The following is a 25,381-nucleotide window of genomic DNA, read 5'->3' on the forward strand; positions in this document are numbered from 1 at the left end:
GGTCACCGACCACCGACGAATCATTGCGAGTGCCTTCCTAGGATGGAGGCCATGAGCCCCGACCCCAGCCCGTACGACGCCGTCCTGCTGGTGTCGTTCGGCGGCCCGGAGAAGCCCGAGGACGTCGTCCCCTTCCTGGAGAACGTCACCCGCGGTCGCGGCATCCCGCGCGAGCGCCTCGAGGAGGTCGGGCAGCACTACTTCGGGTTCGGCGGGCGGTCGCCGATCAACGACCAGAACCGCGCCTTCCTCGCCGCCCTGCGCGACGACCTCGCCGGCGCGGGGGTCGACCTGCCCGTCTACTGGGGCAACCGCAACTGGGACCCCTACCTCACCGACACGGTCCGGCAGATGGCGGCGGACGGTGTCACCCGGGTCGCCTGCTTCGTGACGAGCGCCTACTCGTCGTACTCGTCGTGCCGGCAGTACCGGGAGGACCTCTTCGACGCGACGGATGCGGTGGACGGTGCGCCGGTGCTCGACAAGCTGCGCCTCTACTTCAACCACCCGGGCTTCGTGGAGCCGGCCGTCGACGCGACGCTGGCGGCGCTGGCCGACCTGCCCGAGGACGTGCGCGACACCGCCCACCTCGCGTTCGTGACCCACTCGATCCCGAACACGATGAACGACGGGAGCGGACCCGAGGGCGGCGCGTACGCCGAGCAGCACCGCAGCGTGATGGCCGAGGTCGTCGAGCGGGTCCGCGAGGAGACCGGCCGGCGGCACCCGCACGAGCTGGTCTTCTGCTCCCGGTCGGGCTCGCCGCAGACCCCGTGGCTGGAGCCGGACGTCAACGACCACCTCGAGCAGCTGCACGAGCAGGGGGCGTCCGGGGTGGTGATGGTGCCGATCGGCTTCGTGTCCGACCACATGGAGGTCGTCTACGACCTCGACACCGAGGCGATGGCGACGGCCGAGAAGCTCGGCCTCCCGGCCAGCCGGGCCGCCACCGCCGGCATCGACCCGCGGTTCGTCTCGGCCGTGCGCGACCTGCTGCTCGAGCGGGCCGCCGTCGAGCGCGGCGAGGCCGTCGACCGGGCGGCGGTCGGCTCGCTGCCGGCCTGCTGGGACCGGTGCGCCGTCGGCTGCTGCCCCAACCCGCGTGCCGAGCGGCCCGCCCTGGCCGGCGCCTGATGACCGACCACCATCCCGACCACCAGGAGCTCGTCGACCTCGCCCTCTCCGCCGCCCGTGCCGCCGCGGAGCTGGTGCGCGAGCGGGCCCGCGGCCACGTCACGGTCGCGGCGACGAAGTCGAGCGACGTCGACGTCGTCACCGAGGCCGACCGGGCCAGCGAGGCCCTGATCCGCGAGCACATCCGGGCCGCCCGCCCGGACGACGGCTTCCTCGGTGAGGAGGGCGACGACGTCGCCAGCAGCAGCGGCGTCCGCTGGATCGTCGACCCCATCGACGGGACCGTGAACTTCCTCTACGGCATCCCGCAGTACGCCGTCTCGATCGCCGCCGAGCTCGACGGCGAGGTCGTCGCGGGTGTGGTCCTCGACGTCCAGGGCCGCACCGAGTACGTCGGTCGCCTCGCCGACGCGTCGGGGCCGGAGTCGGCCACCCGCGACGGCGTACCCGTCGAGGTGCGTGGGCCGGCGCCGATGGCGCAGCGGTTGGTCGCGACCGGCTTCTCCTACGACCGCCGGGTGCGGGTGCTCCAGGCCGAGGCCGTCACCCGGCTGCTGCCGCTGGTGCGCGACGTACGACGCCTCGGGTCGTGCGCGCTGGACCTGTGCCTGGTGGCCGACGGGCGCCTCGACGCGTACGTCGAGGAGGGGGTCAACCTCTGGGACCACGCGGCCGCCGGCCTGATCGCGCGGATCGCCGGCGCTCGCACGCATGTGATGCGGGGCATCGGGGGACTTGACCTCATGGTGTGCGGGCCTGCCCACGGGTTCGACGAGCTGCTGAGCGTCGTCACGGAGGTCGGCTTCTCACCCGAATCGGGGGAATAGCGGCCCGTCACCCGATGTTCACGCTCGGCGACGCTGTTCCGGTGTGCCTTTTTGAACGTTCATGGTGCACAATCTCGGCGCCGAGAGACGACGAATGACGATGAGACGAAGACGTACGAGGCGTACCGCCCAGACGCCTCGCAGAGTGGAGTGACGAATGGCGACCGACTACGACGCACCGCGCAAGACCGAAGAGGACCAGTCCGAGGAGAGCATCGAGGAGCTCAAGGCTCGTCGTCACGACAAGAACTCGGGCAAGGTCGACGAGGACGAGACCGAGGCAGCAGAGTCCTTCGAGCTCCCCGGCGCCGACCTCTCCCACGAGGAGCTGGCCGTCGAGGTGAAGCCCAAGCAGGAGGACGAGTTCACCTGCATGAGCTGCTTCCTGGTGCACCACCGCAGCCAGCTGGCTGACGCGAAGAAGATGATCTGCCGAGACTGCGTGTAACGCAGTCCCCAGACGAGGAGAAGGCCGTAACCCACGCTGGGTTACGGCCTTCTGTGTCTGGGTGGCCGGCGCTACTTGCCGTCCTCGGCGAGCTGGCCGGGCAGGTGCCCGGTGGAGCGCACGTAGTACGACGTCGCCCGGCGCTGGGCCAGCATCCGGGCCAGGCCGACGGCCATGCCGCTGACGAGGGCCCAGGAGACGGCCTCCCAGACGTCGACGTCGGGGTCGGCGGGGTTCTCCGGCGGGTTCTTGCCGGTCGCGACCGTCCACGTCTTGTCGATCGCCTTCTTCGCGACCGCGGCCGCCATCAGAGCGGACGCCACGGAGAACGCGCTCCACACCTTCGATCCACCATCAGCCATGGTCGAACACTACCCAGGCGGGTCGGTCCCGCAGCGATCGGATCAGCGCGAGTGCGTCATCGCGGCGAGAGCGCCGGCGAGCTCCTCGGGGCGGCGCGTGGCGACCAGCCAGTACGGCGCCGGGTCGGCCGGGTCGGTGATCTCCACCCGGACCGCGCGCTTGAGGTAGGGGCGCAGCAGCAGGTAGGCCCGGGCGTCGGCGCCCGGACCTGCCAGGTGGCGGGCCGCGCCGGCGTCCAGCGCCGTGGCCTCGCCGATGTGCGTCGCCGCGATGTGCGCACGACCGGCCCGGAACGTCTCGCCGTCCACCTCGACCCGCGCGGCGCCGTACGCCCAGAGCCCGGCGCAGAGCAGCGCCATCGCGATCGCGGTGATCACCCAGGCGCCGGCGGCGGGCAGCGCGACGACGACGGCCAGCCACAGGGTCGCGACCAGCATCGTGCCCTGGACCCACCAGCGCAGGGGTACGCCGAGGCGTTCGCGGTAGGCGGTGCTCCCTGGCTTCACAGGCGGAATCCTGTCATTGGGGACCACGCCGCCGGCCGGTAGGGTCCGCCCACGTGGAGGACAGCGTGGATGACAGCCAGCTCGAGGTGCTCGTGCAGCGCCTCGACCCCGACCTGCCGCTCCCGTCGTACGCCCACCCCGGCGACGCGGGCGCCGACCTGGTGACGACGGTCGACGTGACGCTGGCGCCGGGGGAGCGGGCGATGGTGCCGACCGGGATCGCGATCGCGCTGCCCGCCGGGTTCGTCGCGCTGGTGCACCCACGCTCCGGTCTCGCCGCGCGGCACGGGCTGTCGATCGTGAACACCCCGGGCACCGTCGACGCGGGCTACCGCGGCGAGATCAAGGTGATGCTGATCAACCACGACCCGCGCGAGCCGATCGAGCTGCGCCGCGGTGACCGGATCGCCCAGCTGGTGATCCAGCGCTTCGAGAGGGCGGCGTTCGTCGACGTGGCGGGCCTCCCCGAGTCGGTGCGTGGAGACGGGGGTTACGGTTCTACCGGAGGGTTTTCGTCAACAGTGAGCACCAGTGAGTAGGTCCGCGTGAAGTTCCGCCGCAAGTCCAGCGAGCCGACCGAGCAGTCGGTCGACCAGGACCTCGACCAGGTCGCGCCGGCGGAGCCGGACGGCTCCGCCGCCACCGGCCCGTGGGACATCGACGACCTCCCCGACGACGGCATCGAGCGGGTCGACCTCGGGTCCCTGCTGCTCGCCAACGTCGAGGGCCTCGAGATCCGCCTGCAGGTCGACGAGGCGACCGACGAGGTCCAGTCCGTGGTGCTCGCGGGCACCGAGGGCGCGGTCGAGCTGCGCGCCTTCGCAGCCCCGCGCAACGGCGACCTGTGGTCGGAGATCCGGCCCAAGATCGCCGCGGAGTACGCCCAGCGCGGCGGCACCGCCTCCGAGCGCGAGGGCTTCTACGGCACCGAGCTGGTCTGCCAGCTCACGGTCCGCGGGGAGGACGGTCGCACCGCGACCCAGCCCTCCCGCGTGGTCGGCATCAACGGCGGCCGGTGGATGCTGCGCGCGACGCTGCTCGGCCGGGCCGCGCTCGAGCCCGACCAGGTCGGCCCGTGGGACGACGCGATCGCGACGGCCGTCGTGCGCCGCGGCTCGGTGGCGATGCCGTCGGGCGCCGACCTGCCCCTGATGCTCCCGCCGGCCGACCAGCTCACCCGCCCGGGGGCGTAGTCGGATGGGCGAGAAGACCAGGCTGCGGCGCACCATTAGCCGGTGGGCGAACTCGACCGACCAGGACGAGCGCGACCTGCGGCGTACGCACCGCGGCGACGACTGCATCCAGATCGGCACCGCCCCGGACCGCGAGCGCGTCAAGCTGCGCGGCACCCTGCGGACCGTGACGCTGCGGCCCCGTGGCGGCGTCCCCGCCCTCGAGGCGGAGCTCTCCGACGGCACCGGCGCGATCACCGTCGTCTGGCTCGGCCGGCGCCGGATCACCGGCATCGCGCCCGGTCGCTCGATGTCGGTCGTGGGCCGGATCGGCCAGCAGGACGGCGAGCGGATCCTCTACAACCCGCGCTACGAGCTCATCCCGTGACCGACCAGCCGGTCGACGAGCCGGCCCCGTCGGTCGAGCACGATGGCGTCGAGACCGTCGAGGCGGTGGTCCGGGCGCAGATGTCGAAGGCGCTCGGCGGCCGCCGCGGCATGCTCGAGGCCGCCGTGCCGACGATCGTCTTCACCGTGCTCTGGCTGACGACGAAGGACCTCCGGACGGCGCTCACCGTCAGCATCGGCTCGGCCCTGGTGCTGCTTGCCGTCCGGCTCGTGCAGCGCTCCAGCGTGCAGTTCGTGCTCAACGCGCTGTTCGGGATCGGCATCGGTGCGCTCTTCGTCCGGATCTCGGCGAGCCGGGGCGGCAGCGCCGACGACCAGGCGCTCGCCTACTTCCTGCCCGGCATCATCTACAACGCCGGCTACTCGGTGCTGCTCGCCTTCACCTGCCTGATCGGCTGGCCGCTGGTCGGCTTCATGGTCGGCAGCGTCACCGGCGACGCGACCGCGTGGCACCGCGACAAGCAGGTCGTGCGGCTGTGCTCGCTGCTGACCTGGCTGCTCGCCGTACCCTGCGCGCTGCGGGTCGTCGTGCAGGCGCCGATCTGGTTCGCCGGCAAGTCCGGCGCGATCCACGCCGACTCGGCCGTCGCCGCCCTCGGCATCCTGAAGATCGCGATGGGCTGGCCGCTCCAGCTGGCCGCGCTCGCCGCGATGGTGTGGGTCCTGTCGCGCAACCACACGCCTGTGGAGACGACGCAGCCCACTGCGTGAGCGGGTGGTGGTTTCGAGGCTCGGGCCTGGCGGCCCTCACACCTCAACCACCGACCGGGGGACTACCCCCCGTGGGCCGAGGGGGCCAGGAGGCGCTCGAGGTTCTCCTCGACGTCGGCGGGGACGACGAACAGCAGCTCGTCGCCTGCCTCCACCGGCTGCTCGTCGTTGGGCACGTAGACCTGGCCGTCGCGCAGGATCGTCACCAGCGCGCAGTTCTCGGGGAACGGGATCAGGCCCGCAGGCTTCCCGACGTACGGCGAGTCCGCGGGCAGCGTCATCTCGACGAGGTTGGCGTTGCCCTGGCGGAACGTGAAGAGCCGCACCAGGTCGCCGACCGTCACGGCCTCCTCGACGAGCGCCGACATGATGCGCGGGGTCGAGACGTTGACGTCGACGCCCCAGGCCTCGGTGAAGAGCCACTCGTTGTTGGGGTGGTTGACCCGGCCCACCGTGCGCGGCACGCCGAACTCGGTCTTGGCGAGCAGTGACGTCACGAGGTTGACCTTGTCGTCGCCGGTCGCGGCGATCACGACGTCGCAGCGGTCCAGGCGCGCCTCCTCGAGCGAGGAGAGCTCGCAGGAGTCCGCGAGGAGCCACTCGGCGTCGGGGACGCGCTCGGGCTTGATGGAGTCGGGGTTCTTGTCGATCAGCAGCACCTGGTGACCGTTGTGGATCAGCTCGCGGGCGATGGAGCGGCCGACGGCCCCGGCTCCGGCGATGGCGACTCGCATGGCGTCCTCAGCTCTCGTCCGGGCCGGCGTCGATGACCTGGTACGCCGAGCCGGCGTGCTCCTCGCGCATCGCGACGTGGAGGATGTCGCCCTCCTGGATGACGCTCTCACGGGTCGGCAGCATGCCCTCACCGAGCCGGTCGATCCAGGCGATCCGGCTCTTCGACTGCATCTGGAAGTCGACGGTGCGGTGGCCGATCCACGACTCGGGCGCCGGGATCTGGTCGACCCGGATCGTGCCCGACGGGTCGCGGAAGTCGGGTTCGGCACCGGCCGGCAGCAGCCGGCGCAGCACCTGGTCGGCCGTCCACTTGACCGTCGCGACCGTCGTGATGCCGAGGCGCTGGTAGACCTCGGCACGGCCGGGGTCGTAGATGCGGGCGACGACCTGCTGGATCCCGAACGTCTCGCGCGCGACCCGCGCGGCGATGATGTTGGAGTTGTCACCGCTGGACACGGCGGCGAACGCGTCGGCGCGCCGGATCCCGGCCTTCTCGAGGACCTCCTGGTCGAAGCCCTGGCCGGTCACCTTGTCGCCGTTGAACCCCGGTCCGACGCGTCGGAACGCGTCCGGGTCGGAGTCGATGATCGACACGGTGTGGTTGCGGTCCTCGAGGCTGCGGGCCAGCGTGGAGCCGACCCGCCCGCAACCCATGATCACGACATGCACGACGCAGACGCTACAACGTCTTGGCGTCAGTACGGCGCGGATGCACCCCGCGTCACATCGTGGGTCTAGCCTTTCCGCTCGTGAGTATCGGCGACGTGTCGAAGCGGGTGCTGCTCGGCCGCAAGCTGCGCAGCTCGCAGCTGGGGGAGACCCTGCTGCCCAAGCGCATCGCCCTGCCCGTCTTCGCGAGCGACGCGCTCTCCTCGGTCGCGTACGCCCCCGACGAAATCTTCATCATGCTGTCGCTGGCGGGCGCGTCGGCGTACGTCTGGTCCTGGAAGATCGGCATCGCCGTCGCCGTCGTGATGACCGCGGTGGTGGCCTCCTACCGGCAGACCGTGCACGCCTACCCGAGCGGCGGCGGCGACTACGAGGTCGCCACGGTCAACCTCGGGTCCAAGGCCGGCACGACCGTCGCGAGCGCGCTGCTCGTCGACTACGTGCTCACCGTGGCGGTGTCGATCTCCTCGGGCGCGCAGTACGCCGCGTCCGCGGTCGGGCCGCTCAACGGGCACGAGGCCAACTTCGCGACGGCGCTCGTGATCGTCCTCGCGGCGCTCAACCTGCGTGGCATCCGCGAGTCCGGCACGTTCTTCGCGATCCCGACGTACCTCTTCATGGTCGCGATCCTCGGCATGTGCGGCTACGGCCTGGTCGAGCTCGCGCAGGGCACGCTGCCGCAGGTGGAGAGCGCCCGGCTCGACATGGAGGCGGCGCCGGGCTATGGCGACTCGATGACGACGTTCGCCCTGATCTTCCTGCTCGCCCGGGCCTTCTCGTCGGGCTGTGCCGCCCTGACCGGCGTGGAGGCGATCTCGAACGGCGTCCCGGCGTTCCGGCGGCCCAAGAGCAAGAACGCCGCGACCACGTTGCTGCTGCTCGGCATGATCGCGATCTCGATGATGCTGAGCGTCATCGTGCTCGCGAAGCAGATGGGGCTCCAGTTCGTGGACCCGTCCGACTTCGACCGGCTGACCCTCAACGGGGAGCCGCTGCCGGCGAACTACGACCAGCACACCGCGATCTCGCAGATCGCCGACGCGATCTTCGCCGACTTCCGCCCCGGCTTCTACCTGGTCGTGACGGTCACCGGGGTGATCCTGGTGCTCGCCGCCAACACGGCCTTCAACGGCTTCCCGGTGCTCGGCTCGATCCTGGCGAAGGACGGCTACGCGCCACGCGCGCTCGGCTCGCGTGGCGACCGGCTCGCCTACAGCAACGGCATTCTCTTCCTCGCGATCATGGCGATCATCCTGATCCAGGTGTTCAACGCCGAGCCCACCCGGCTGATCCAGCTCTACATCGTCGGCGTCTTCGTGTCGTTCAACCTCAGTCAGCTCGGCATGATCCGGCACTGGACCCGACACCTGAAGACCGAACGGGACGCAGGCGAACGGCGCAGGATGTACCGCTCCCGCACGATCAACGCGGTGGGCCTCAGCTTCACCGCCGTCGTGCTGGTCATCGTGTTGATCACGAAGTTCTTCGCCGGCGCCTGGATCACGATCCTCGCGATGGTCGTCTTCTACCTGATCATGCGCGGCATCCACGGCCACTACGAGAGCGTCAACGAGGAGCTCGAGGCCGACGACGAGGACAAGATGATGCCCTCGCGCGTGCACGCGATCGTCCTGGTCTCCAAGCTCCACAAGCCGACCCTGCGGGCGCTCGCCTTCGCGAAGGCGACCCGTCCCAACGTGCTCGAGGGCGTCTACGTCTCGGTGGACGCGGAGGCGACCAACCGGCTGCTCGAGGAGTGGGACGAGCGCAACATCGACGTGCCGCTCAAGGTGCTCCACTCGCCGTACCGCGAGCTGGTCCGGCCGATCGTCGACTACGCGCTGGAGATCCGGAAGGCCAACCCGCGTGGCGTCGTCGCCGTCTACATCCCCGAGTACGTCGTCGGCCGGTGGTGGGAGCAGCTGCTGCACAACCAGACCGCGCTCCGCCTCAAGGGCCGGCTGCTCTTCGCGCCCGGCGTCATGGTCACCTCGGTGCCCTACCAGCTGCGGTCCTCCGAGCTGGTCCGCGAGCGCGAGGAGCGCGAGGGCGCCTGGGTGCGGCCGACCGAGCTCCGGATGGGCAACGTGCCGACCCGCTCCAAGAACGACCGCCAGATCCCCCAATGAGCCAGCAACGCCGGCGCCAGGGCCGCCGACCGCGGCCGAAGCAGGCGCGCGGGGCGTCCCGGGCCGGTGAGCGGTTCGAGGCCGTCGTCGGACCCGTCGCGCACGGCGGGCACTGCGTCGTACGCCTCGATGCGCCGGAGTCGAGGGTCGTCTTCGTGCGGCACGCGATCCCCGGCGAGCGGGTGGTCCTCGAGATCACGGAGGGCACCGACGGCGACCGGTTCTGGCGCGGCGACGCCGTCGAGGTGGTGGAGGCCTCGCCCGACCGGGTGACGCCCCCGTGCCCGTACGCCGGTCCCGGCCTCTGCGGGGGTTGCGACTTCCAGCACGTCGCGCTGCCCGCCCAGCGGGCGCTGAAGACCGCCGTCGTGCGCGAGCAGCTCTCCCGACTGGCCGGCCTGACCTGGGACGGCGAGGTCGAGGCGGTCCCCGGCGACGACGAAGGCCTGCACTGGCGCACGCGCCAGCGCTACGTGTCGCTGCCCGACGGCGGCCGGGCGATGCGCAAGCACCGCTCGCACGAGCTGGTCCCGGTCGACACCTGCCTGCTGGAGGCGCCGGAGCCGTCCGACCACACGGCGCTCGGTCGCCACTTCGAGGTCGCCGACGAGGGCTTCTGGCAGGTGCACCCCGGCGCGCCCGACGTGCTGGTGTCCACGGTGCTGGAGATGCTGCGGCCGCAGCCGGGGGAGCGCTGCCTCGACCTGTACGCCGGCGTCGGGCTCTTCAGCGCGTTCCTGCTCGAGGCCGTGGGGGAGACCGGTCGGGTCGTCGCGGTCGAGGGTGACCGGACGGCGTCGGCGTTGTCGGCGCGCAACTGTCCCGGTCTCGTGGTGACCGCCGGCTCCGTCGCGGACGTCCTCGCGGCGTCGTACGACGAGCCGTTCGACCTCGTCGTGCTCGACCCGCCCCGCGAGGGTGCGCGCCGAGCCGTCGTCGAGCAGGTGGTGGACCGGGCGCCGCGCGCGATCGCCTACGTCGCCTGCGACCCGGCCGCCCTGGCCCGCGACCTGGCGACCTTCGCCGAGCACGGCTACGGGCTGCGGGAGCTCCGCGCCTTCGACCTCTTCCCGATGACGCACCACGTGGAGTGCGTGGCGCTGCTCAGGCCCAGCTGAACCGGTCGACCACCGGCTCCGCGACCGGCACCCGCACCAGGGCGGCCAGCAGAGCGGTCCCGACTGCGGCGCCGACGACGTTGAAGAGGAGGTCGTTGACGTCCGCCACGTGGCCGCCCCCCAGGAGGCCCGCGGTCAGCCACTGGGTGAGCTCGATGCCGAGGCTGATCAGCGCTGCCACCCCGAGCACGCGCCACCACGGCCAGCGGGGGAGCGCCAGCGCCAGGAGCACGCCGAGCGGGACGAAGACGCAGACGTTCATCACGGCGTCGCCGGCCTCGTAGCCCGCGATCGGCGTGAGGTTGAGGAACGCGTCCCACTCGGCGTCGTTCGCGGGCTTGTCCAGGTAGATGGGGAACACGGTGTTCGCGACGACGCCGGCGACGTACACGCAGAGCGCGAGCGCCACGGCGGCTCGGGGCACGGAGAGCAGGCCACGCCGCAGCAGGTGCCACACGAGGACCGCCAGGACGAGCGCAGCGAGTGGGACCACCACCGGAAGGACCGGGACCTCAGCGAACAACGGGTGCTACGTCCTCTCTCGAGACGGGGCCGGATGCTCCCGCTGAGAGCCGATCCTGTCTCACGAGTGGACCCCCGAACCTCGTCCGCAGGTACCAGACCGCGACCCGCAGGTACCGGGTGTCGCGGTCACCGACCGGCGATCGCGGTGATCATCTCGGCCAGCTCGGCATGGGTCGGCAGGTCGGTGGCGCCGTACGCGATGAGCACGGTGACCCGCGCCCCGTCGCGCCAGGCGACGTAGTCGCGCTGCTGGGTGACGCCGTCGCGTTCCACCTCGGCGTGCACCGCGCCGAAGTCCTCGCCGACGCTGGGGAGGTCGGCGATCGTGGAGACGGTGAGCTCGGTGCCCTCGGTCGTCCAGGTGGTGCAGGTCGCCGCAGCCTTCGCCCACGCGGCCATCCGCTCCGCGGTCGCGGCCTCGTCGGAGGAGACGAACGAGTGCTGGATGACGAACGGGCCGGCGACGTCCGCGGTGAAGCGCTGGGTGGCGAAGCTGCTCAGCGCGGGAGGTTCGAGGACCACGCCGCACATCTCGGGGACGCCGAGGGTCTGCTCGCCGGTCGCGTACCGCCACCCTGCCGGCAGCAGGCGTTCGTCGAGGATGGCGTCGGCCGCTTCGCCTCCGCTCACTGCGTCCTCCGTCGGCTCCGTCGTGGGGGTCGGGGGTGTTGCCGTCGGGCCCGCCGCCGGCGTCGGATCCGTGGCCGAGGTGCTGCCGGCGTCGCCGCAGGCGGCGGTCGTGAGCAGCACGGCCAGCAGCACGGCGGCCCGCTTCGTCATGGTCTTGCTCCTGCTGCTCATGGTCCCTCATCGATCTGCTGGTTCACAGCGTCGCGGATCGCGCCCTGCCCGGCCTGCGTGGGGTGGAAGCTGGACGGGTTGGGTCCGGTGTTCCCCCAGTCCCAGTGCAGCGACAGGTCGTGGATCCACGGGGCGTCACTACCGATCTCGTGGCCCGCATACGCGTTGCGGATGTCCACGAACTCGATCCCGGAATCTGCCGTGGCGATCGAGTCGCGGATCGCCTGGTTGGCCATGTCGCTCATGTTGTTGAGGAAGCGCCTCTCAGCCGCGGTGATGGGCGACGACAGGGAGAGGCCGTGGTTGCCGTTGACGTCGAACAGGTGCGGATAGCCGACCACGATGACCCGAGCGTCCGGGCCGGCCCGCTCGCGCATGTCGCGATACATGTCGACCAGCTGGCCGGCCTCGACGGCGATCCGCTGCCTCAGCTCGGCGAGATACTTGTCATTCGCGCAGCCGTGGAACATGCAGTGGCTCAGCACGTCGGCGAACCCGAAGTCGTTGCCGCCCATGCTGATGGTGATCAGCGAGGTGTCCTTGGTGATCAGGTCGCGTTGTGGCCGCTCGCCCGCGTTCGTCTGGTTCGGGCCGAAGTAGTCCTCGACGACGCCGCCGGAGCAGGCACCGAAGCTGAAGCCTCCGGCGAAGTTCCCGCCGTTGTAGACCTGCTGGCCGTAGGCGTTGGCGCTGCGGTGGCACCGGTTGGTGTCCACGTCGGTGCCGGGTTGGTAGTCGTCGGCGCCCTCGCCGGACGAGTAGGAGTCGCCGAGCGCGACGTAGTCACCCGACTCGGCGATCCCGCGTGGCGTCAGGGGGTCCGGCGCGTACGTGGAGGTCGTCGCGCTCGGTGCGGCGTCGGGGCTGGTGGGGGAGCCGCCGGTCGGATCGTCGCTGGAGGCGGGCGTCTTTGCCGAGGCCTGGTCGCCACAGTGAGCGCCCGTGGCGAGCGAGCAGTACACCGCGTCGACAGCGCCGTGGGCGCGGTCCATCACTCCGGGACCTATCGCGAGCAGCGTGCCGATGAGGGCAGTGACGACGACGCCGAGGCCGACGTACTCGACCGTGCCCTGCCCGTCGTCGCCACGACCCGCTCGCTGCCGCATGTGCATGCTGGGCAGCCTCGCCGAGTCCCCGCCGGAGGGACAGGGCCGCTGGGCCCAGACGCCGGGCCCAGATTGGGCCCAGGTCCTTGAGTTGGAGCGCGCTCCAGGTCGTACGTTCGAAGCATGACTTCGAAGACCTGGTTCATCACCGGCGCGTCCCGCGGCTTCGGCCGGGAGTGGACGATCGCCGCCCTCGAGCGCGGGGACCGCGTCGCCGCCACCGCCCGCGACACCAGCACCCTCGACGACCTCGTCGAGAAGTACGGCGACAGCCTGCTCGCCCTCCAGCTCGACGTGACCGACCGGGACGCCGACTTCGCCGCCGTACGGCGGGCCCACGAGCACTTCGGCCGGCTGGACGTCGTGGTCAACAACGCCGGCTACGGGCACTTCGGCTTCGTCGAGGAGCTGACCGAGCAGGAGTTCCGCGACCAGATGGAGACCAACGTCTTCGGCGCCATGTGGGTGACGCAGGCGGCGCTGCCGTTCCTGCGCGAGCAGGGGTCGGGCCACATCCTCCAGGTGTCGTCGATCGGCGGCATCTCGGCATTCCCGCTGGTCGGCGCCTACCACGCGTCGAAGTGGGCCCTCGAGGGCTTCTCGCAGGCGCTCTCGCAGGAGGTCGCCGGCTTCGGCATCCACGTCACCCTGATCGAGCCCGGCGGCTTCGCGACCGACTGGGGCGGGTCGTCCTCGAAGCGCTCGGCCGAGCTCCCGGCGTACGCCGAGCTGCACGAGCAGACCATCGAGGCCCGCAAGAAGCGGGTCGGCACCCCCGGCGACCCCACCGCCTCCGCCGCCGCGGTCCTCGCGATCGTCGATGCGGAGGAGCCGCCGCTGCGTGCGTTCCTGGGCTCCGCCCCGCTGGGCATCGCCAAGGCCGACTACGAGTCGCGCCTCGCGAGCTGGGAGCAGTGGCAGCACAACGCGGAGCTCGCCCAGGGCTGAGTCGCGCTCGTCGTTCGTCTCGGCATCGTGTATCTTGATATCAAGAGATATCGCATCGACCGTCCTGCCTCGAGTTAGGGCAGCCTTCCTTTTGCGCCGCTCGCACACGGCGGCAGGATGGTCGGAGCAGCCGAGACGACGACGAGACATCAGGAGATGACTGCTGTGGCCAGTCAGGACAGCTTCGGTGCGAAGAGCACCTTGGACGTGGACGGCAAGTCCTACGAGATCTTCCGCCTCGACGCGGTCGAGGGCGAGGGCCTGGACGTCCAGAGCCTCCCGTTCTCGCTGAAGGTGCTGCTGGAGAACCTGCTCCGCACCGAGGACGGCGCGGACATCACCGCCGACGACATCAAGGCGATCGCTGGCTGGGACGCGGACGCGGACCCGAGCAAGGAGATCCAGTTCACGCCGGCGCGCGTGATCATGCAGGACTTCACCGGCGTCCCGTGCGTCGTCGACCTCGCCACCATGCGCGAGGCGATGGCCGACCTCGGCGGCGACCCGTCCAAGATCAACCCGCTCGCGCCCGCCGAGATGGTCATCGACCACTCCGTGATCGCCGACGTCTTCGGTACGCCGGAGGCCTTCGAGCGCAACGTCGAGATCGAGTACGAGCGCAACCGCGAGCGCTACCAGTTCCTGCGGTGGGGCCAGGGCGCCTTCGACGACTTCAAGGTCGTCCCGCCGGGCACCGGCATCGTCCACCAGGTCAACATCGAGCACCTCGCCCGCACGATCTTCACCCGCGAGGTGGACGGGGAGCTCCAGGCCTACCCCGACACCTGCGTCGGCACCGACTCCCACACCACGATGGTCAACGGCATCGGCGTGGTCGGCTGGGGCGTCGGCGGCATCGAGGCCGAGGCCGCGATGCTCGGCCAGCCCGTGTCGATGCTGATCCCGCGCGTCGTCGGCTTCAAGCTCAACGGCGACCTGCCCGAGGGCTCGACCGCCACCGACCTCGTGCTCACGATCACCGAGATGCTGCGCAAGCACGGCGTCGTCGGCAAGTTCGTCGAGTTCTACGGCCCCGGCGTCTCCGCGCTGCCGCTGGCCAACCGCGCCACGATCGGCAACATGAGCCCGGAGTTCGGCTCGACCATCGCGGTCTTCCCGATCGACGAGGAGACCACCAAGTACCTCGAGCTCACCGGCCGCTCGGCCGAGCAGCTCGCCCTGGTCGAGGCCTACGCCAAGGAGCAGGGCCTGTGGCACGACCCCGACCACGAGCCGCGCTTCTCCGAGAAGCTCGAGCTGGACCTCGCGACCGTCGTACCGTCCATCGCCGGCCCGAAGCGCCCGCAGGACCGGGTCGAGCTCGCCGGTGCCAAGGCCGGCTTCCGCGAGGCCCTCAAGGACTACGTCGACACCAGTGGCGACGAGAACGGGTACGACGAGGAGGTCGCCGAGTCCTTCCCGGCCTCCGACCCGCCGTCCCACAACGGTCACGGCGAGAAGGCCCCGGTGCACTTCAGCGCCGCTGCCTCCGCCGACGGCAAGCGCCCGAGCGACCCGGTCGAGGTCACTCTCGAGGACGGCACGACGTTCACCCTCGACCACGGCGCCGTCACGATCGCCGCGATCACCTCGTGCACCAACACGTCCAACCCGTCGGTGATGATCGGCGCGGCCCTGCTCGCCAAGAAGGCCGTCGAGAAGGGCCTGACCCGCAAGCCGTGGGTCAAGACGACGCTGGCCCCTGGCTCCAAGGTGGTCTCCGACTACTACGAGAAGTCCGGCCTCACGCCGTACCTCGACAAGCTCGGCTTCAACCTGGTCGGCTACGGCTGCACCACCTGCATCGGCAACTCCGGCCCGCTGATCCCCGAGGTCTCGGCCGCCGTCAACGAGAAGGACCTCGCGGTCGTCTCGGTGCTGTCGGGCAACCGCAACTTCGAGGGCCGGATCAACCCGGACGTGAAGATGAACTACCTGGCGTCCCCGCCGCTGGTCGTCGCCTACGCGCTGGCCGGCTCGATGGACCTGGACCTCTTCAACGACGCGCTGGGCCAGGACCAGGACGGCAACGACGTCTTCATGAAGGACATCTGGCCGACGCCGGCCGAGGTCGAGGAGACCATCCGGCAGGCGATCACGTCCGACATGTTCGGCGAGAGCTACCAGGACGTCTTCGCCGGCGACGAGGCGTGGCAGTCGCTGCCCACCCCGGAGGGCAAGACCTTCGAGTGGGACCAGGAGTCGACGTACGTCCGCAAGCCCCCGTACTTCGACGGCATGCCCGACACCCCCGAGCCGGTCACGGACATCGAGGGCGCGCGGGTGCTGCTCAAGCTGGGCGACTCGGTCACGACCGACCACATCAGCCCGGCCGGCGCGATCAAGAAGGACTCGCCCGCGGGCAAGTACCTCGCCGAGCACGGTGTCGAGAACCGCGACTTCAACTCGTACGGCTCGCGGCGCGGCAACCACGAGGTGATGATCCGCGGCACGTTCGCGAACATCCGCCTGCGCAACCAGATCGCCCCCGGCACCGAGGGCGGCTTCACGCGCGACTTCACCCAGGACGACGCCCCGGTCACCACGGTCTTCGAGGCCTCGGAGAACTACATCGCCCAGGGCATCCCGCTGGTCGTGCTGTGCGGCAAGGAGTACGGCTCCGGCTCGTCGCGCGACTGGGCGGCCAAGGGCACCTCGCTCCTGGGCGTCAAGGCGGTCATCGCCGAGTCGTACGAGCGGATCCACCGCTCGAACCTGATCGGCATGGGCGTCATCCCGCTCCAGTTCCCCGAGGGCGAGAACGCCGAGTCGCTCGGCCTGACCGGCGAGGAGACCTTCTCGATCTCCGGCATCACCGAGCTCAACGAGGGCCGGACGCCGAAGACCGTCAAGGTGACCGCAGGCGACGTCAGCTTCGACGCGACGGTCCGCATCGACACCCCCGGTGAGGCGAACTACTACCGCAACGGCGGCATCATGCAGTACGTCCTGCGCAACCTCCGCAAGGGCTGACCCGGCGCCCGTTTGCAGTCGAGCCGGCGCTGGTTTTCACCCCCAGGGTGAAACCAGCGCCGGCTCGGCATTTCTGATGGGGAGCGGACCCCTCCTTTTCCCGGGCTGGTGGCGTGGGTAGTGGTGTGATCACCTCTCGGAGGACCCCATGACGACGCTGCACGACCGGCTGGCCGACCTGGCCGACGACGCCCCGCCGGGCGGTCCTGCGCCCGGCCTGTGGGACCGCGGTCGGCGGCTGCAGCGGCGGCGCCGTGCGGGGACGGCGGTCGTCGTCGCCGCGGTCGTCCTGGCCCTCGGGGCCCTCGGCTTCGTGGACTGGACGACCTCGCGGGAGCCGGCGCCCGCCGACACCGACGGGATCTCCGGCGCGATGCGGCTGCCCGACCACTTCTACGAGCCGACCCACCACCTAGCGGGCACTGACGGACACCCGATCGGCCCGGTCGTGGGGATGCTGGGCGGCGACCGGGCCGGCCAGGAGCGCAACGGCCTGGCCGTGGTCTCGGGGACGACGGGGGAGTACCGCTACCTCGACCTCCCCGACAAGGTCGGCGACGGCTACCTCTCGCCCGACGGCACTCGCCTCGCGTACTGGTACGGCGCCTTCGACACCAGCGGCGCGTACGAGAACCGGATCGACGGCATGGCCGTCTACGACACGGTCACCGGCGACGTCACTCGGCACCCGGTCGAGTCGCCGCACGGGATCCGACCGGTCGGCGCGGCCTGGGTCGGTCGTGGGATCTGGTTCGGCTACGGCGCCTACTCGAGCGACGAGCGCCGCTCCGCCGAGGGTCGCGAACAGGCGGTGTGGGACCCGCAGGCTCAGGAGGCCACGGCGAGGAGCGACGCGCCGATGCCGGCGTTCACCGTCTCGTACGGCGCCAACGGAGCGCTGGCCGAGGCCGCCGGCCACCGGCTCCGGCTCTGGTCGGCACGGGACCTGACCGTCACAGCCCGGTTCCAGATCGACCGTTCCGTCGACGGACCCGCCTGGACCAGCCCCGACGCCACCCGGTCCGTGGTGATGGAGGACCCGGACGGCCAGGGCACCAGCGACTCCGGCCGCGCGGCGGCCGTGCTGCTGATGGAGGCCGTCAGTCCGACGCAGGCGGTGACGACGCCGATCCCCGGGGTCAGGGCACTCGCCGTCGTCGGCTGGCGGGACGACGACCACGTCGTGGTGGTCGACCGCGACGGGAGGTACGCGTCGGTGGACGTCGACACGGGCGCGTCCCAGCCGCTCGTCACGGTCGACTCCGGAGCCGTCTGGGACCCGCGCCTGCAGGTGGCCGCCGATGCGTGGAGCGCGCCCACGTTCGCGGCCCCGGCGCCTCCGGACCCGATGAGCCGGTTGCTGGTCGCCGAGATCGCGGTCTTCGTCGTCGTCCTGGGTGCGGGAGCGATCCTCCTGTGGAGGCGACGTGTCCGGCCCTGACGCGTTCGAGGAGTACGTCGCCGCCCGCCGCGGCGCGCTGCTGCGGACGGCGTACCTCCTGACGGGCACCCACGAGGACGCCGAGGACCTGGTGCAGGTGGCGCTGGTCAAGGCGGTGCCGCACTGGAAGCGGATCGCCGACCACCCGGAGCCCTACGTGCGCAAGATCCTGGCGCGCGAGAGCGTGAGCCGCTGGCGACGGCGCCGGTGGCGCGAGGTGCACACCGACCGGGTGCCCGACACCGCGGTCGCCGAGCCGGTGTCCGACCGGCTCGAGCTCCAGGAGGCGCTGGCCCGGCTGGCGCCGCGACAGCGGGCGGTGATCGTGCTGCGCTACTACGAGGACCTCACCGAGGCCGAGACCGCGCGGGTGCTGGGCATCTCCGTCGGGACCGTGAAGTCCCAGGCGCGGGACGCCCTGGCGCGCCTGCGCGTGGAGGCGCTGGATACCGTCTCCCCATGATCGTCGCCATGAGCATCTCGCCCGGCACCGCCGATGAGACCGGCAGCGTCTCCGAGGCCGTCGCCGCCGCGGTGCGGGTGGTCAAGGAGTCCGGGCTGCCCTACGAGCTGAACTCGATGTTCACCAACATCGAGGGGGAGTGGGACGAGGTGATGGCGGTCGTGAAGCAGGCCGTCGACGTCGTCGCCGCGGTCTCGCCGCGGGTCGGGCTGGTGCTCAAGGCGGACATCCGGCCCGGCTGGGACGGCCAGCTGACCGCCAAGGTCGAGCGCGTGGAGAGGCTGCTTGACCAGAAGCAGGCGCCGTGATGTCGGACATCCCGCCGCCGCCGTCGTACCCGCCGCCCGGCTACACGCCACCTCCCACCGAGCCCGTCCTGGTCTCGTCGTCCGGCCCGGAGCCGCAGCGGTCCCGCCGCGGGCCGGTCATCGCGCTCGCGGCGGTCGCCGTGGCGATCGTGGTCGCCCTGGCGGTCGCGGTCCCGTTGCTGGTCACCGAGGACGAGCCGGTGCCCAGCGACCTCGCCGCCGTGAAGTCCTACGACGGCCTGTCGAACGACCACACCCAGGACGACGTCGACTACCCGCAGAGCCCGCCGGTCGGCGGCGAGCACGACCCCGAGTGGCTCGACTGCGGGACGTACGACGAGCCGGTGCGGGAGGAGAACGCGGTCCACGACCTCGAGCACGGCACCGTGTGGATCAGCTACGACCCCGACCTCGGTGACGACGACGTCGCCACGCTTGCCGACGAGCTGCCGCAGAACGGCATCATGGCGCCGTACCCGGGACTGACCTCGCCGGTCGTCGTCACGGTGTGGGGCGAGCAGCTGGCGCTGGACGGCGCCGACGACCCGCGGCTCGAGCTCTTCATCCGGACGTACGGCGGCGGCGAGACCGCGCCCGAGCCGATGGCGTCCTGCGCGGGCGGGGTACAGGACGGCGACCCGTCGGGGACCGAGGTCTGACCTCAGGCCCGGCGCTCCGCCGTGAGCTGGACCTCGGTGTCGCTGAAGCCCACCGAGCGGTAGATCCGGATCGCGTGGTAATCCGGGTCCGCCACCGTCACCAGCGTGGTCGCCCCGAGCCTCTGGAAGGCGTCGGTGCCGGCGGCGTGCACGAGCGTCCCGGCCACCCCGCGACCGCGCGCCTCGGGATGGGTCTGCACCTCCTGGAAGCGCGCGACCCGGTCGCCGGCGCGCACGATGCCCATCGAGGCGACCAGCCGGCCGTCGTCGAACGCGCCGTACCAGGCACTGGCTCCGGTCTCCGTGAGCCGGCGCTCCGCCGCCGCCTTGATCCGGGTGAAGTCGCCGAAGCCGTCCGCGCCGCCGTCGTGGGAGGCCAGGTCGAGCGAGACCCGTTGCGCCCAGTCCGCGTCGCCGGCCAAGGGGCGGACCTGGGTGCTCGTGTTGGGCCGCGGCGGTGGTCGCACCGTCGTGGCGGTCAGCACCACCGCGGACTCGACGCTGTAGCCGGCGTCGGCGAACGGCGCCAGCTCGCCCGGCTGTCCGTCGGGGGCGTCGATGCCGAAGGCCCGGTGGCCGATCCCGGGCAGCTCGTGCTCGAAGAGCTCCTCGACCAGGCCGAGGTCGCGGCGCAGCGGTGGCCTCCTCAGGAGCAGGAAGTTGCCCCAGCGGTAGCCGGGGTTCTCGGCGGTGCGGACGACGACGTACGTCGGATGGTGCTCGACCGTGCTGCCGGACAACGTGAGGATCGTCAGGTCGGTCCGCCAGCCTCGGGACAGGACTTCCATGCGCGGACGCTAGCGCCCGGTGCCACGATGGACCCATGGATTCGGTGACGGTGGAGTTTCGAACCGGACACGACGAGGTCGTCCTGGACATCACCGGCGACTGCCACGAGTTCGTGTCGGGGCGCGGTGACGGGCTGCTCAGCGTCTTCGTCCCGCACGCGACCGCGGGCATCGCGATCATCGAGACCGGTGCCGGCAGCGACGACGACCTGCTGGCCGCGCTCGGCGACCTGCTGCCCGCCGACGACCGGTGGCGGCACCGGCACGGCAGCCGTGGCCACGGTCGCTCGCACGTGATGCCCGCCGTCGTACCGCCGCACGCGACGGTCCCGGTGCTCGGCGGGCGGATGGCCCTCGGCACCTGGCAGAGCGTCTGCCTGGTCGACCTCAACGTCGACAACGACGTGCGCGAGGTGCGCCTGTCGTTCCTCGCCGGCTGATGGACGACGCCGAGCTCGCCGTCGCGGCCGCAGAGGCCGGCGCGGCGGTGGTCCGGGCCCACTACGGCGCCGAGGTCGAGCACTTCGCCAAGTCGGCCACCGACTTCGCGACGACCGCCGACGTCGAGGCGGAGCGAGCCATCGTCGCCGTCCTCCGTGAGGCACGACCCGACGACGCGGTCCTCGGCGAGGAGAGCGGCCTGACCGGCGTGGCCGCGCCGCGGACCTGGCTGGTCGACCCGCTGTGCGGGACGCTGAACTTCGCCGTCACGACTCCGCTCCTCGCCACCAACGTCGCGCTCCGGGTCGGCGACCGCGTCGAGGCCGCGGCATCGGCGGACCCGATCGCCCGCGAGGTGTTCTGGACCGATGGCACCGGTGCCTGGTGCCGCACCGTCGCCGGCGATGCTCGGCTGCGCCCGTCGGCCGACTCGGCCCTCGTCGACGTCAACCTCGACGTCGTCCACCCGGACCCCGGCCGGTTCCGGCCGGCCGCCCTGCTCGGGCACCCCGACTTCCGCGCCCGCTACGGCGGCCGGGTGTTCTCGACGACGCTGGCGCTGGCGTGGGTTGCCGCGGGCCGGCGGGCGGCGTACGTCACCGACGGCCGCTTCACCGACAACGTGCACTTCGCCGCCGGCATCGCGATCTGCCGCGCCGCGGGTTGCGTGGTCACGGACCTGCGCGGCGAGGCCGTGGACTCGCCCGGAGGGAGCGGGCTCGTAGTCACCGCGGACCACGCGACGCACGACCACCTGCTCGCGCTGTGCGCGAACCCGTCCGACGGGATCGGGAAACAACAGGTGTGAGCACACCGACCCCGCCGCCCCGTCCCGAGCCATCCGCGTTCGCCGAGGTCTACGACCGGTACGCCGACGACGTCCACCGCTACCTGCGGCGGCGCCTGGGCGGCGACGTCGCCGACGACCTGACCGCCGACACCTTCGTGGCCGCCTTCCGGGCGTGGTCGAGGTTCGACCACGCAGCGGGAAGCCCGCGACCGTGGTTGTTCGGCATCGCGAGCAACCTGGCCGCCAAGCACCGGCGCAGCGAGGTCCGCGGCCTGCGCGCCTATGCGCGGACGGGGGTGGACCCGGTCGCGAGCTCGTGGTCGGACGCTGCCGACGACCGGGTCGCCGCGCAGGCGCTGAACCGCGAGCTCGCAACCGCGCTCTCCGAGCTGTCCGCGGGGGAGCGCGACGTGCTGCTGCTGGTCGCCTGGGCGGAGCTCAGCTACGCCGAGGTCGCCGACGCGCTGCACCTCCCGGTCGGCACCGTCCGGTCCCGGCTCAACCGCGCGCGCCGCAAGGTGCGCACCACCCTGTCGCCCGGCACCGAGCGTGTCGCCGTACGCCCCCTGACCGCCCTCGAGGCACGCGGAGGAAACCATGGATGACCTGACCCTCGTACGTGAGTTCCGCGCCGATGCCCCCGTCGGTGCCCCCGACGCCGTCCGCGACGCGGTGCTGGACGCGATCACTCCCCGCACCCGCCGCGTCGGGCCGCTCCCGGCCGCTGCCGCGGCCGCGGCCGCGATCGCGCTCGGTGCCGCCGGGGTGCTGGCCCTCCAGGTCGGACCGGCCGCCTCGCCGAGCGCCGCCGAGGTCCTCAGCCGGGCCGCGACGGCCGCCGCCGGCGACCCGGTGCCCCGCCCGCGCGACGACCAGTGGGTCTTCGAGACGGTGTACGGCGGCGCCACCGACGGCCGTCCGTTCGCGATGGTCCCGGGGGAGGGCTGGACGCGCTTCGACGGCACGCAGTACGCCGACGCACCATCCGACCACCCGCAGGCGCTGCACGTGCAGGACCTCCAGGACGACCCGTCGGTCCCGTCGCCGGCCGAGTGGTACGACGCGGCGGCCCGCCTGCCGCACGACCCCGCCGCACTGCTCGCGGCGCTGCGCGACGGCGGGCTGGCCGATGCCGAGGGCGGTACCGAGGCGGTGCGCGACTTCGACGCGGTCGTCGACGCGCTCGGTCAGCCGGTGCTGCCGGCCACGGCCCGGGCCGACCTCTTCGGCGCACTGGCGACCGTGCCGGGCGTCGCGATCGACGACGACCCGGAGCCCGACCTCCTCGGCGACCCGGTGCTGGCCGTGACGCTCGACCGGGCGCCGGACCCGAGCGGGCTCCTCAGTCGTCGCGAGCTGCTGCTCGACCCCGACACCTATGCCTACCGGGGCGTGCGCGTCACGGCACTCGAGGACGGCCGGATCGGTGGGGCGAAGGGGTTCGACGTCTCGTCCGGCCAGACCTGGTACGAGGACACGGTCACCGACGCGGTCGTCGTCGACCGGCCCGGGCTACGGCAGTAGCAGCATCGCGTCGCCGAACTCGTGCCAGAGGTACGCCGGTGCGTCGGGCGCGTCCAGGTCCGCGTAGCCCCGGTCCACCAGCTCGCGGCCTGCCACGGCGGCGAGCAGGTGCAGGTGGCTCGCCTCGGGCTCGTGCAGCCCGGTGAGCAGCCCGTCGACCACGCGGGCCGGGCGTGACGGGTCCAGCACCAGCGAGGTCCAGCCGGCGGTGGGCACGACGCGTCCGCTGGGCGCGGCCGACTCCAGCGCCCGCACCACCGTCGTCCCGACGGCCACCACCCGACGACCGGCGGCCCGCGTCGAGTCGACGAGCCGGGCGGTGGCCGCGGGCACGGCGTACTCCTCCGGCTGGGGCGGCTCGTGCTTCTCCTGGCTGGCGACGCCGGTGTGCAGCGCGATCGGCGCCACGACCACGCCCGCTGCCATCAGCGAGACGAGCAGCCGCTCGGTGAGTGGCCGGCCGGCGCTGGGCATCTCGGCGCTGCCGGGATGGCGGGCGTAGACGTTCTGGAGCGCGTCGAGCGGCCACTCGCCGTGCACGTAGCGGTAGCGGATCGGCCGGCCCCAGCGGGAGAGGTAGGCGACCCGGTCGACGGCCGGCGACGGTGTCGCGCGCCAGAGCCGGGCCTGCCCGGCCGGGTGCGGCGCGACGACGCGGAGGGAGACCCCGCCCGGCAGCGCGAGCCGCTCGCCTGCGACGGGCGTGGCTGGGCCGCTGTTGTCGGGCTGGCGCAGCTCGACCACCCAGCTGCCGTCGTCGAGGCCGGTCGAGACGTGGAGGACGAACCCGTCACCGGCGACCGCGGACGGCAGCGTGCCGCTGGTGTTGACCACCAGGAGGTCGCCGGGCCGCAGGTGGTCGCCGAGGTGGCGCGCGGTCGTGTGCGTCGTCGTCTCCGGCGTCACGACCGCGAGCCGGACGTCGTCGCGGGCCAGGCCACGGGCCTCGGGCGGGACCGTCGCCTCCCGTACGACGGCCGTCACGTGCGCACCGCCGGCTCCAGGTCGGCCGCGCGCAGCCGGCCGCTCGCGTGGTCGCCGACGACCAGCGCCATCAGGTGGGGCACCGCCGACTCCGGCTCCGGCCGGTCGCTGATGTCCTCGCCCGGGAACGCCGCCTGGTGCATCGCCGTCCGCAGGTCGCCCGGGTCGACGGCGTACACCCGCACGGCGGGCTCCTCTGCGGCCAGCACGCGGCTCGCGTGGTCCAGGGCGGCCTTGGACGAGCCGTAGCCGCCCCAGGTCTCGTACGCCTCGACGGACGCGTCCGAGGTGATGTTGAGGATCCGGCCGCCGCGGGGGCGCAGCTGGGGCAGCAGCAGGCCGGCGAGCGCGATCGGTGCGACGACGTTGACGTCGAAGGTGCGCAGGTAGGTCTCCGGCTCGACGTCGGCCAGGAGCGGCAGCGGGCTGGCGCCCCCTGCGTTCAGACCGAGCGTGCTGGCGTTGTTGACGAGCAGGTCGGCCCCGCCGAGGTCGGCGGCCGAGGCGGCGAGAGCGCCCCGGTGCCACGAGTCCGTGACGTCTCCGGGCACGGCGAGGTGCGGCCCGCCGGGCAGGTCACCGACGGCGTCGTCCAGCCGTACGGCGTCGCGGGCGTCGGCCACGACGGACCAGCCGGACCGCGCGAGGGCATGGGCGAGGGCCAGGCCGAGGCCCTGCGAGGCTCCGGTAATGACGGCGACAGGCATGAGGGATGTCTCCTAGGGTCGGGTGACGTTTGGTTGACCGTGCTTCTCCACGAGGGTGCAAGTTGAAGTGAACTTCAAGTCAAGGGCGGCGACCGCCGAGGACTCGGCCGAGGTGCTGCGCGTGGTGGAGGCGGCATTCGGGCCGGAGGAGGGGCCGACCGTCGCGCGACTCGTGACGGCGCTCGACGACGCCGGCAGCACTCGCGCCAGCATCGTCGCCGAGTCGGGCGGCCGGGTGGTCGGCCACGTGCAGCTCAGCCGGTGCTGGGTCGACGCGCGGCAGGCGCTGGTCGACGTGCTGGTGCTGAGCCCGCTGTCGGTCGACCCCGCCCACCAGGGGCGGGGTGTCGGGACCGCGCTGCTGGAGGCGGCGCTGGCCGAGGCCGAGCGGCTCGGCGCACCTGCGGTGTTCCTCGAGGGGTCCCCGGACTTCTACGGCAGCCGGGGCTGGTCGGCGGCCGGTCCGCTGGGCTTCACCGCGCCGTCCGCGCGCATCCCGGGACCGGCGTTCCAGGTCGTCCTGCTGCCGTCGTACGAGCCCTGGATGACCGGCGCGCTCGTCTACTGCGAGCCGTTCTGGAGCCACGACTGCGTGGGTCTGCGCGACCCGCTCCTCGCCGAGCTCGGCGGGTGAGGGTCCCGGCGGAACGGGACGTCGTGCCCTACCGGCCGGGCGCCGGATCGTGTGAGATCGTGTCCCGGT

The 25,381-nt window shown here is 72.1% G+C and carries 30 protein-coding genes; 20 read left to right on the forward strand and 10 right to left on the reverse strand.

Translation table 11 applies throughout. The features are described from left to right. Nucleotides 1-51: 51 nt before the first annotated feature. The 3 genes from ACFPYL_RS11705 to ACFPYL_RS11715 all read left to right on the forward strand — a co-directional run bounded on the left by ACFPYL_RS11705 (nt 52) and on the right by ACFPYL_RS11715 (nt 2,409). A complete protein-coding gene (locus ACFPYL_RS11705) occupies nt 52-1,134 on the forward strand; it encodes a ferrochelatase (RefSeq protein WP_379154064.1) in 1,083 nt (360 codons plus the stop codon). After that, a complete protein-coding gene (locus ACFPYL_RS11710) occupies nt 1,134-1,961 on the forward strand; it encodes an inositol monophosphatase family protein (RefSeq protein ID WP_379154066.1) in 828 nt (275 codons plus the stop codon). The genes ACFPYL_RS11705 and ACFPYL_RS11710 overlap by 1 nt, the downstream gene beginning before the upstream one ends. 157 nt (nt 1,962-2,118) lie before the next feature. Beyond that, nucleotides 2,119-2,409, forward strand: coding sequence for a DUF4193 domain-containing protein (locus tag ACFPYL_RS11715; protein ID WP_379154067.1), 291 nt, complete (start codon nt 2,119-2,121; stop codon nt 2,407-2,409). Nucleotides 2,410-2,480: 71 nt separating this feature from the next. On the opposite strand, the gene ACFPYL_RS11720 is transcribed toward ACFPYL_RS11715, so the two are convergent. Further along, nucleotides 2,481-2,771, reverse strand: coding sequence for a DUF4235 domain-containing protein (locus ACFPYL_RS11720; protein WP_379154069.1), 291 nt, complete (start codon nt 2,769-2,771; stop codon nt 2,481-2,483). Between the two features lie 42 nt (nt 2,772-2,813). After that, nucleotides 2,814-3,278: a DUF3093 domain-containing protein gene (locus tag ACFPYL_RS11725; RefSeq protein ID WP_379154071.1), complete on the reverse strand. Its 465-nt coding sequence runs from the start codon at nt 3,276-3,278 to the stop codon at nt 2,814-2,816. Nucleotides 3,279-3,343: 65 nt separating this feature from the next. Between ACFPYL_RS11725 and dut the strand changes: the two genes are divergently transcribed. Genes dut through ACFPYL_RS11745 form a run of 4 tightly spaced genes read left to right on the forward strand, consistent with a single transcriptional unit; the run spans nt 3,344 to nt 5,569 of the window. Further along, the gene (gene dut / locus ACFPYL_RS11730; RefSeq protein ID WP_379154073.1) at nt 3,344-3,817 is read left to right on the forward strand and encodes a dUTP diphosphatase; all 474 of its coding nucleotides are present in this window, start codon (nt 3,344-3,346) and stop codon (nt 3,815-3,817) included. A 6-nt stretch (nt 3,818-3,823) separates the two neighbouring features. Then, nucleotides 3,824-4,471, forward strand: coding sequence for a DUF3710 domain-containing protein (locus ACFPYL_RS11735; RefSeq protein ID WP_379154075.1), 648 nt, complete (start codon nt 3,824-3,826; stop codon nt 4,469-4,471). A 4-nt stretch (nt 4,472-4,475) separates the two neighbouring features. Then, the gene (locus ACFPYL_RS11740; RefSeq protein ID WP_379154077.1) at nt 4,476-4,838 is read left to right on the forward strand and encodes an OB-fold nucleic acid binding domain-containing protein; all 363 of its coding nucleotides are present in this window, start codon (nt 4,476-4,478) and stop codon (nt 4,836-4,838) included. Then, nucleotides 4,835-5,569: a DUF3159 domain-containing protein gene (locus ACFPYL_RS11745; protein WP_379154079.1), complete on the forward strand. Its 735-nt coding sequence runs from the start codon at nt 4,835-4,837 to the stop codon at nt 5,567-5,569. Before ACFPYL_RS11740 ends, ACFPYL_RS11745 begins: the two co-directional genes overlap by 4 nt. 62 nt (nt 5,570-5,631) lie before the next feature. Here the strand turns inward: ACFPYL_RS11745 and ACFPYL_RS11750 are convergent, their stop codons facing one another. Then, entirely contained in the window at nt 5,632-6,303 is a 672-nt protein-coding gene (locus ACFPYL_RS11750) for a potassium channel family protein (protein WP_379154080.1), read from the reverse strand. Between the two features lie 7 nt (nt 6,304-6,310). Further along, entirely contained in the window at nt 6,311-6,973 is a 663-nt protein-coding gene (locus tag ACFPYL_RS11755; protein WP_379154082.1) for a potassium channel family protein, read from the reverse strand. Between the two features lie 80 nt (nt 6,974-7,053). Between ACFPYL_RS11755 and ACFPYL_RS11760 the strand changes: the two genes are divergently transcribed. Both ACFPYL_RS11760 and ACFPYL_RS11765 read left to right on the forward strand, forming a co-directional pair. Then, complete coding sequence (locus ACFPYL_RS11760) at nt 7,054-9,102, forward strand: APC family permease (RefSeq protein WP_379154084.1); 2,049 nt, start codon at nt 7,054-7,056, stop codon at nt 9,100-9,102. Next, the gene (locus tag ACFPYL_RS11765; protein ID WP_379154086.1) at nt 9,099-10,220 is read left to right on the forward strand and encodes a class I SAM-dependent RNA methyltransferase; all 1,122 of its coding nucleotides are present in this window, start codon (nt 9,099-9,101) and stop codon (nt 10,218-10,220) included. The genes ACFPYL_RS11760 and ACFPYL_RS11765 overlap by 4 nt, the downstream gene beginning before the upstream one ends. Here the strand turns inward: ACFPYL_RS11765 and ACFPYL_RS11770 are convergent. The 3 genes from ACFPYL_RS11770 to ACFPYL_RS11780 all read right to left on the reverse strand — a co-directional run bounded on the left by ACFPYL_RS11770 (nt 10,207) and on the right by ACFPYL_RS11780 (nt 12,658). Then, nucleotides 10,207-10,713, reverse strand: a complete 507-nt coding sequence (locus ACFPYL_RS11770) for a VanZ family protein (protein WP_379154088.1) — start codon at nt 10,711-10,713, stop codon at nt 10,207-10,209. The genes ACFPYL_RS11765 and ACFPYL_RS11770 overlap by 14 nt on opposite strands. A 158-nt stretch (nt 10,714-10,871) precedes the next feature. After that, complete coding sequence (locus ACFPYL_RS11775) at nt 10,872-11,546, reverse strand: hypothetical protein (RefSeq protein ID WP_379154089.1); 675 nt, start codon at nt 11,544-11,546, stop codon at nt 10,872-10,874. Next, nucleotides 11,543-12,658 carry an SGNH/GDSL hydrolase family protein gene (locus ACFPYL_RS11780; RefSeq protein ID WP_379154091.1) on the reverse strand — a complete coding sequence of 372 codons (1,116 nt, stop codon included), beginning with the start codon at nt 12,656-12,658 and terminating at the stop codon, nt 11,543-11,545. The genes ACFPYL_RS11775 and ACFPYL_RS11780 overlap by 4 nt, the downstream gene beginning before the upstream one ends. Nucleotides 12,659-12,775: 117 nt before the next feature. Here ACFPYL_RS11780 and ACFPYL_RS11785 point away from each other — a divergent pair, with 117 nt between their 5' ends. The 6 genes from ACFPYL_RS11785 (at nt 12,776) to ACFPYL_RS11810 (ending at nt 19,444) form a co-directional block, all read left to right on the forward strand. Next, nucleotides 12,776-13,600, forward strand: coding sequence for an SDR family oxidoreductase (locus tag ACFPYL_RS11785; RefSeq protein WP_379154093.1), 825 nt, complete (start codon nt 12,776-12,778; stop codon nt 13,598-13,600). A 156-nt stretch (nt 13,601-13,756) separates the two neighbouring features. Continuing rightward, complete coding sequence (locus ACFPYL_RS11790; protein ID WP_379154095.1) at nt 13,757-16,573, forward strand: aconitate hydratase; 2,817 nt, start codon at nt 13,757-13,759, stop codon at nt 16,571-16,573. Nucleotides 16,574-16,721: 148 nt separating this feature from the next. After that, nucleotides 16,722-18,014: a hypothetical protein gene (locus tag ACFPYL_RS11795; protein WP_379154097.1), complete on the forward strand. Its 1,293-nt coding sequence runs from the start codon at nt 16,722-16,724 to the stop codon at nt 18,012-18,014. Beyond that, nucleotides 18,001-18,477: a SigE family RNA polymerase sigma factor gene (locus ACFPYL_RS11800; RefSeq protein ID WP_379154099.1), complete on the forward strand. Its 477-nt coding sequence runs from the start codon at nt 18,001-18,003 to the stop codon at nt 18,475-18,477. The genes ACFPYL_RS11795 and ACFPYL_RS11800 overlap by 14 nt, the downstream gene beginning before the upstream one ends. After that, complete coding sequence (locus ACFPYL_RS11805; protein ID WP_379154101.1) at nt 18,474-18,785, forward strand: MTH1187 family thiamine-binding protein; 312 nt, start codon at nt 18,474-18,476, stop codon at nt 18,783-18,785. The genes ACFPYL_RS11800 and ACFPYL_RS11805 overlap by 4 nt, the downstream gene beginning before the upstream one ends. Further along, on the forward strand, nt 18,785-19,444 hold the full coding sequence (locus ACFPYL_RS11810) for a DUF3105 domain-containing protein (protein WP_379154103.1): 660 nt from the start codon (nt 18,785-18,787) through the stop codon (nt 19,442-19,444). Before ACFPYL_RS11805 ends, ACFPYL_RS11810 begins: the two co-directional genes overlap by 1 nt. A gap of 2 nt (nt 19,445-19,446) precedes the next feature. Here ACFPYL_RS11810 and ACFPYL_RS11815 read toward each other — a convergent pair whose 3' ends face one another. Beyond that, complete coding sequence (locus ACFPYL_RS11815) at nt 19,447-20,232, reverse strand: GNAT family N-acetyltransferase (protein WP_379154104.1); 786 nt, start codon at nt 20,230-20,232, stop codon at nt 19,447-19,449. A gap of 35 nt (nt 20,233-20,267) precedes the next feature. Here ACFPYL_RS11815 and ACFPYL_RS11820 point away from each other — a divergent pair, with 35 nt between their 5' ends. From ACFPYL_RS11820 to ACFPYL_RS11835, 4 genes are read left to right on the forward strand one after another with little or no spacing between them, the layout of a single operon-like run. Beyond that, nucleotides 20,268-20,672, forward strand: coding sequence for a YjbQ family protein (locus ACFPYL_RS11820; protein WP_379154106.1), 405 nt, complete (start codon nt 20,268-20,270; stop codon nt 20,670-20,672). Next, nucleotides 20,672-21,481: an inositol monophosphatase family protein gene (locus ACFPYL_RS11825; protein ID WP_379154108.1), complete on the forward strand. Its 810-nt coding sequence runs from the start codon at nt 20,672-20,674 to the stop codon at nt 21,479-21,481. The genes ACFPYL_RS11820 and ACFPYL_RS11825 overlap by 1 nt, the downstream gene beginning before the upstream one ends. After that, complete coding sequence (locus ACFPYL_RS11830) at nt 21,478-22,068, forward strand: RNA polymerase sigma factor (RefSeq protein ID WP_379154110.1); 591 nt, start codon at nt 21,478-21,480, stop codon at nt 22,066-22,068. The genes ACFPYL_RS11825 and ACFPYL_RS11830 overlap by 4 nt, the downstream gene beginning before the upstream one ends. Further along, on the forward strand, nt 22,061-22,987 hold the full coding sequence (locus ACFPYL_RS11835) for a CU044_5270 family protein (protein ID WP_379154112.1): 927 nt from the start codon (nt 22,061-22,063) through the stop codon (nt 22,985-22,987). The genes ACFPYL_RS11830 and ACFPYL_RS11835 overlap by 8 nt, the downstream gene beginning before the upstream one ends. On the opposite strand, the gene ACFPYL_RS11840 is transcribed toward ACFPYL_RS11835, so the two are convergent. After that, a complete protein-coding gene (locus ACFPYL_RS11840; protein WP_379154114.1) occupies nt 22,976-23,971 on the reverse strand; it encodes an S-adenosylmethionine:tRNA ribosyltransferase-isomerase in 996 nt (331 codons plus the stop codon). The genes ACFPYL_RS11835 and ACFPYL_RS11840 overlap by 12 nt on opposite strands. Next, on the reverse strand, nt 23,968-24,678 hold the full coding sequence (locus ACFPYL_RS11845; protein WP_379154116.1) for an SDR family NAD(P)-dependent oxidoreductase: 711 nt from the start codon (nt 24,676-24,678) through the stop codon (nt 23,968-23,970). The genes ACFPYL_RS11840 and ACFPYL_RS11845 overlap by 4 nt, the downstream gene beginning before the upstream one ends. Before the next feature lie 67 nt (nt 24,679-24,745). On the opposite strand from ACFPYL_RS11845, the gene ACFPYL_RS11850 reads away from it, so the two are divergent. Then, a complete protein-coding gene (locus tag ACFPYL_RS11850; RefSeq protein WP_379154118.1) occupies nt 24,746-25,312 on the forward strand; it encodes a GNAT family N-acetyltransferase in 567 nt (188 codons plus the stop codon). Nucleotides 25,313-25,381 lie beyond the last annotated feature (69 nt).

This window comes from Nocardioides hankookensis, assembly GCF_042658885.1.
GTDB lineage: Bacteria > Actinomycetota > Actinomycetes > Propionibacteriales > Nocardioidaceae > Nocardioides > Nocardioides hankookensis.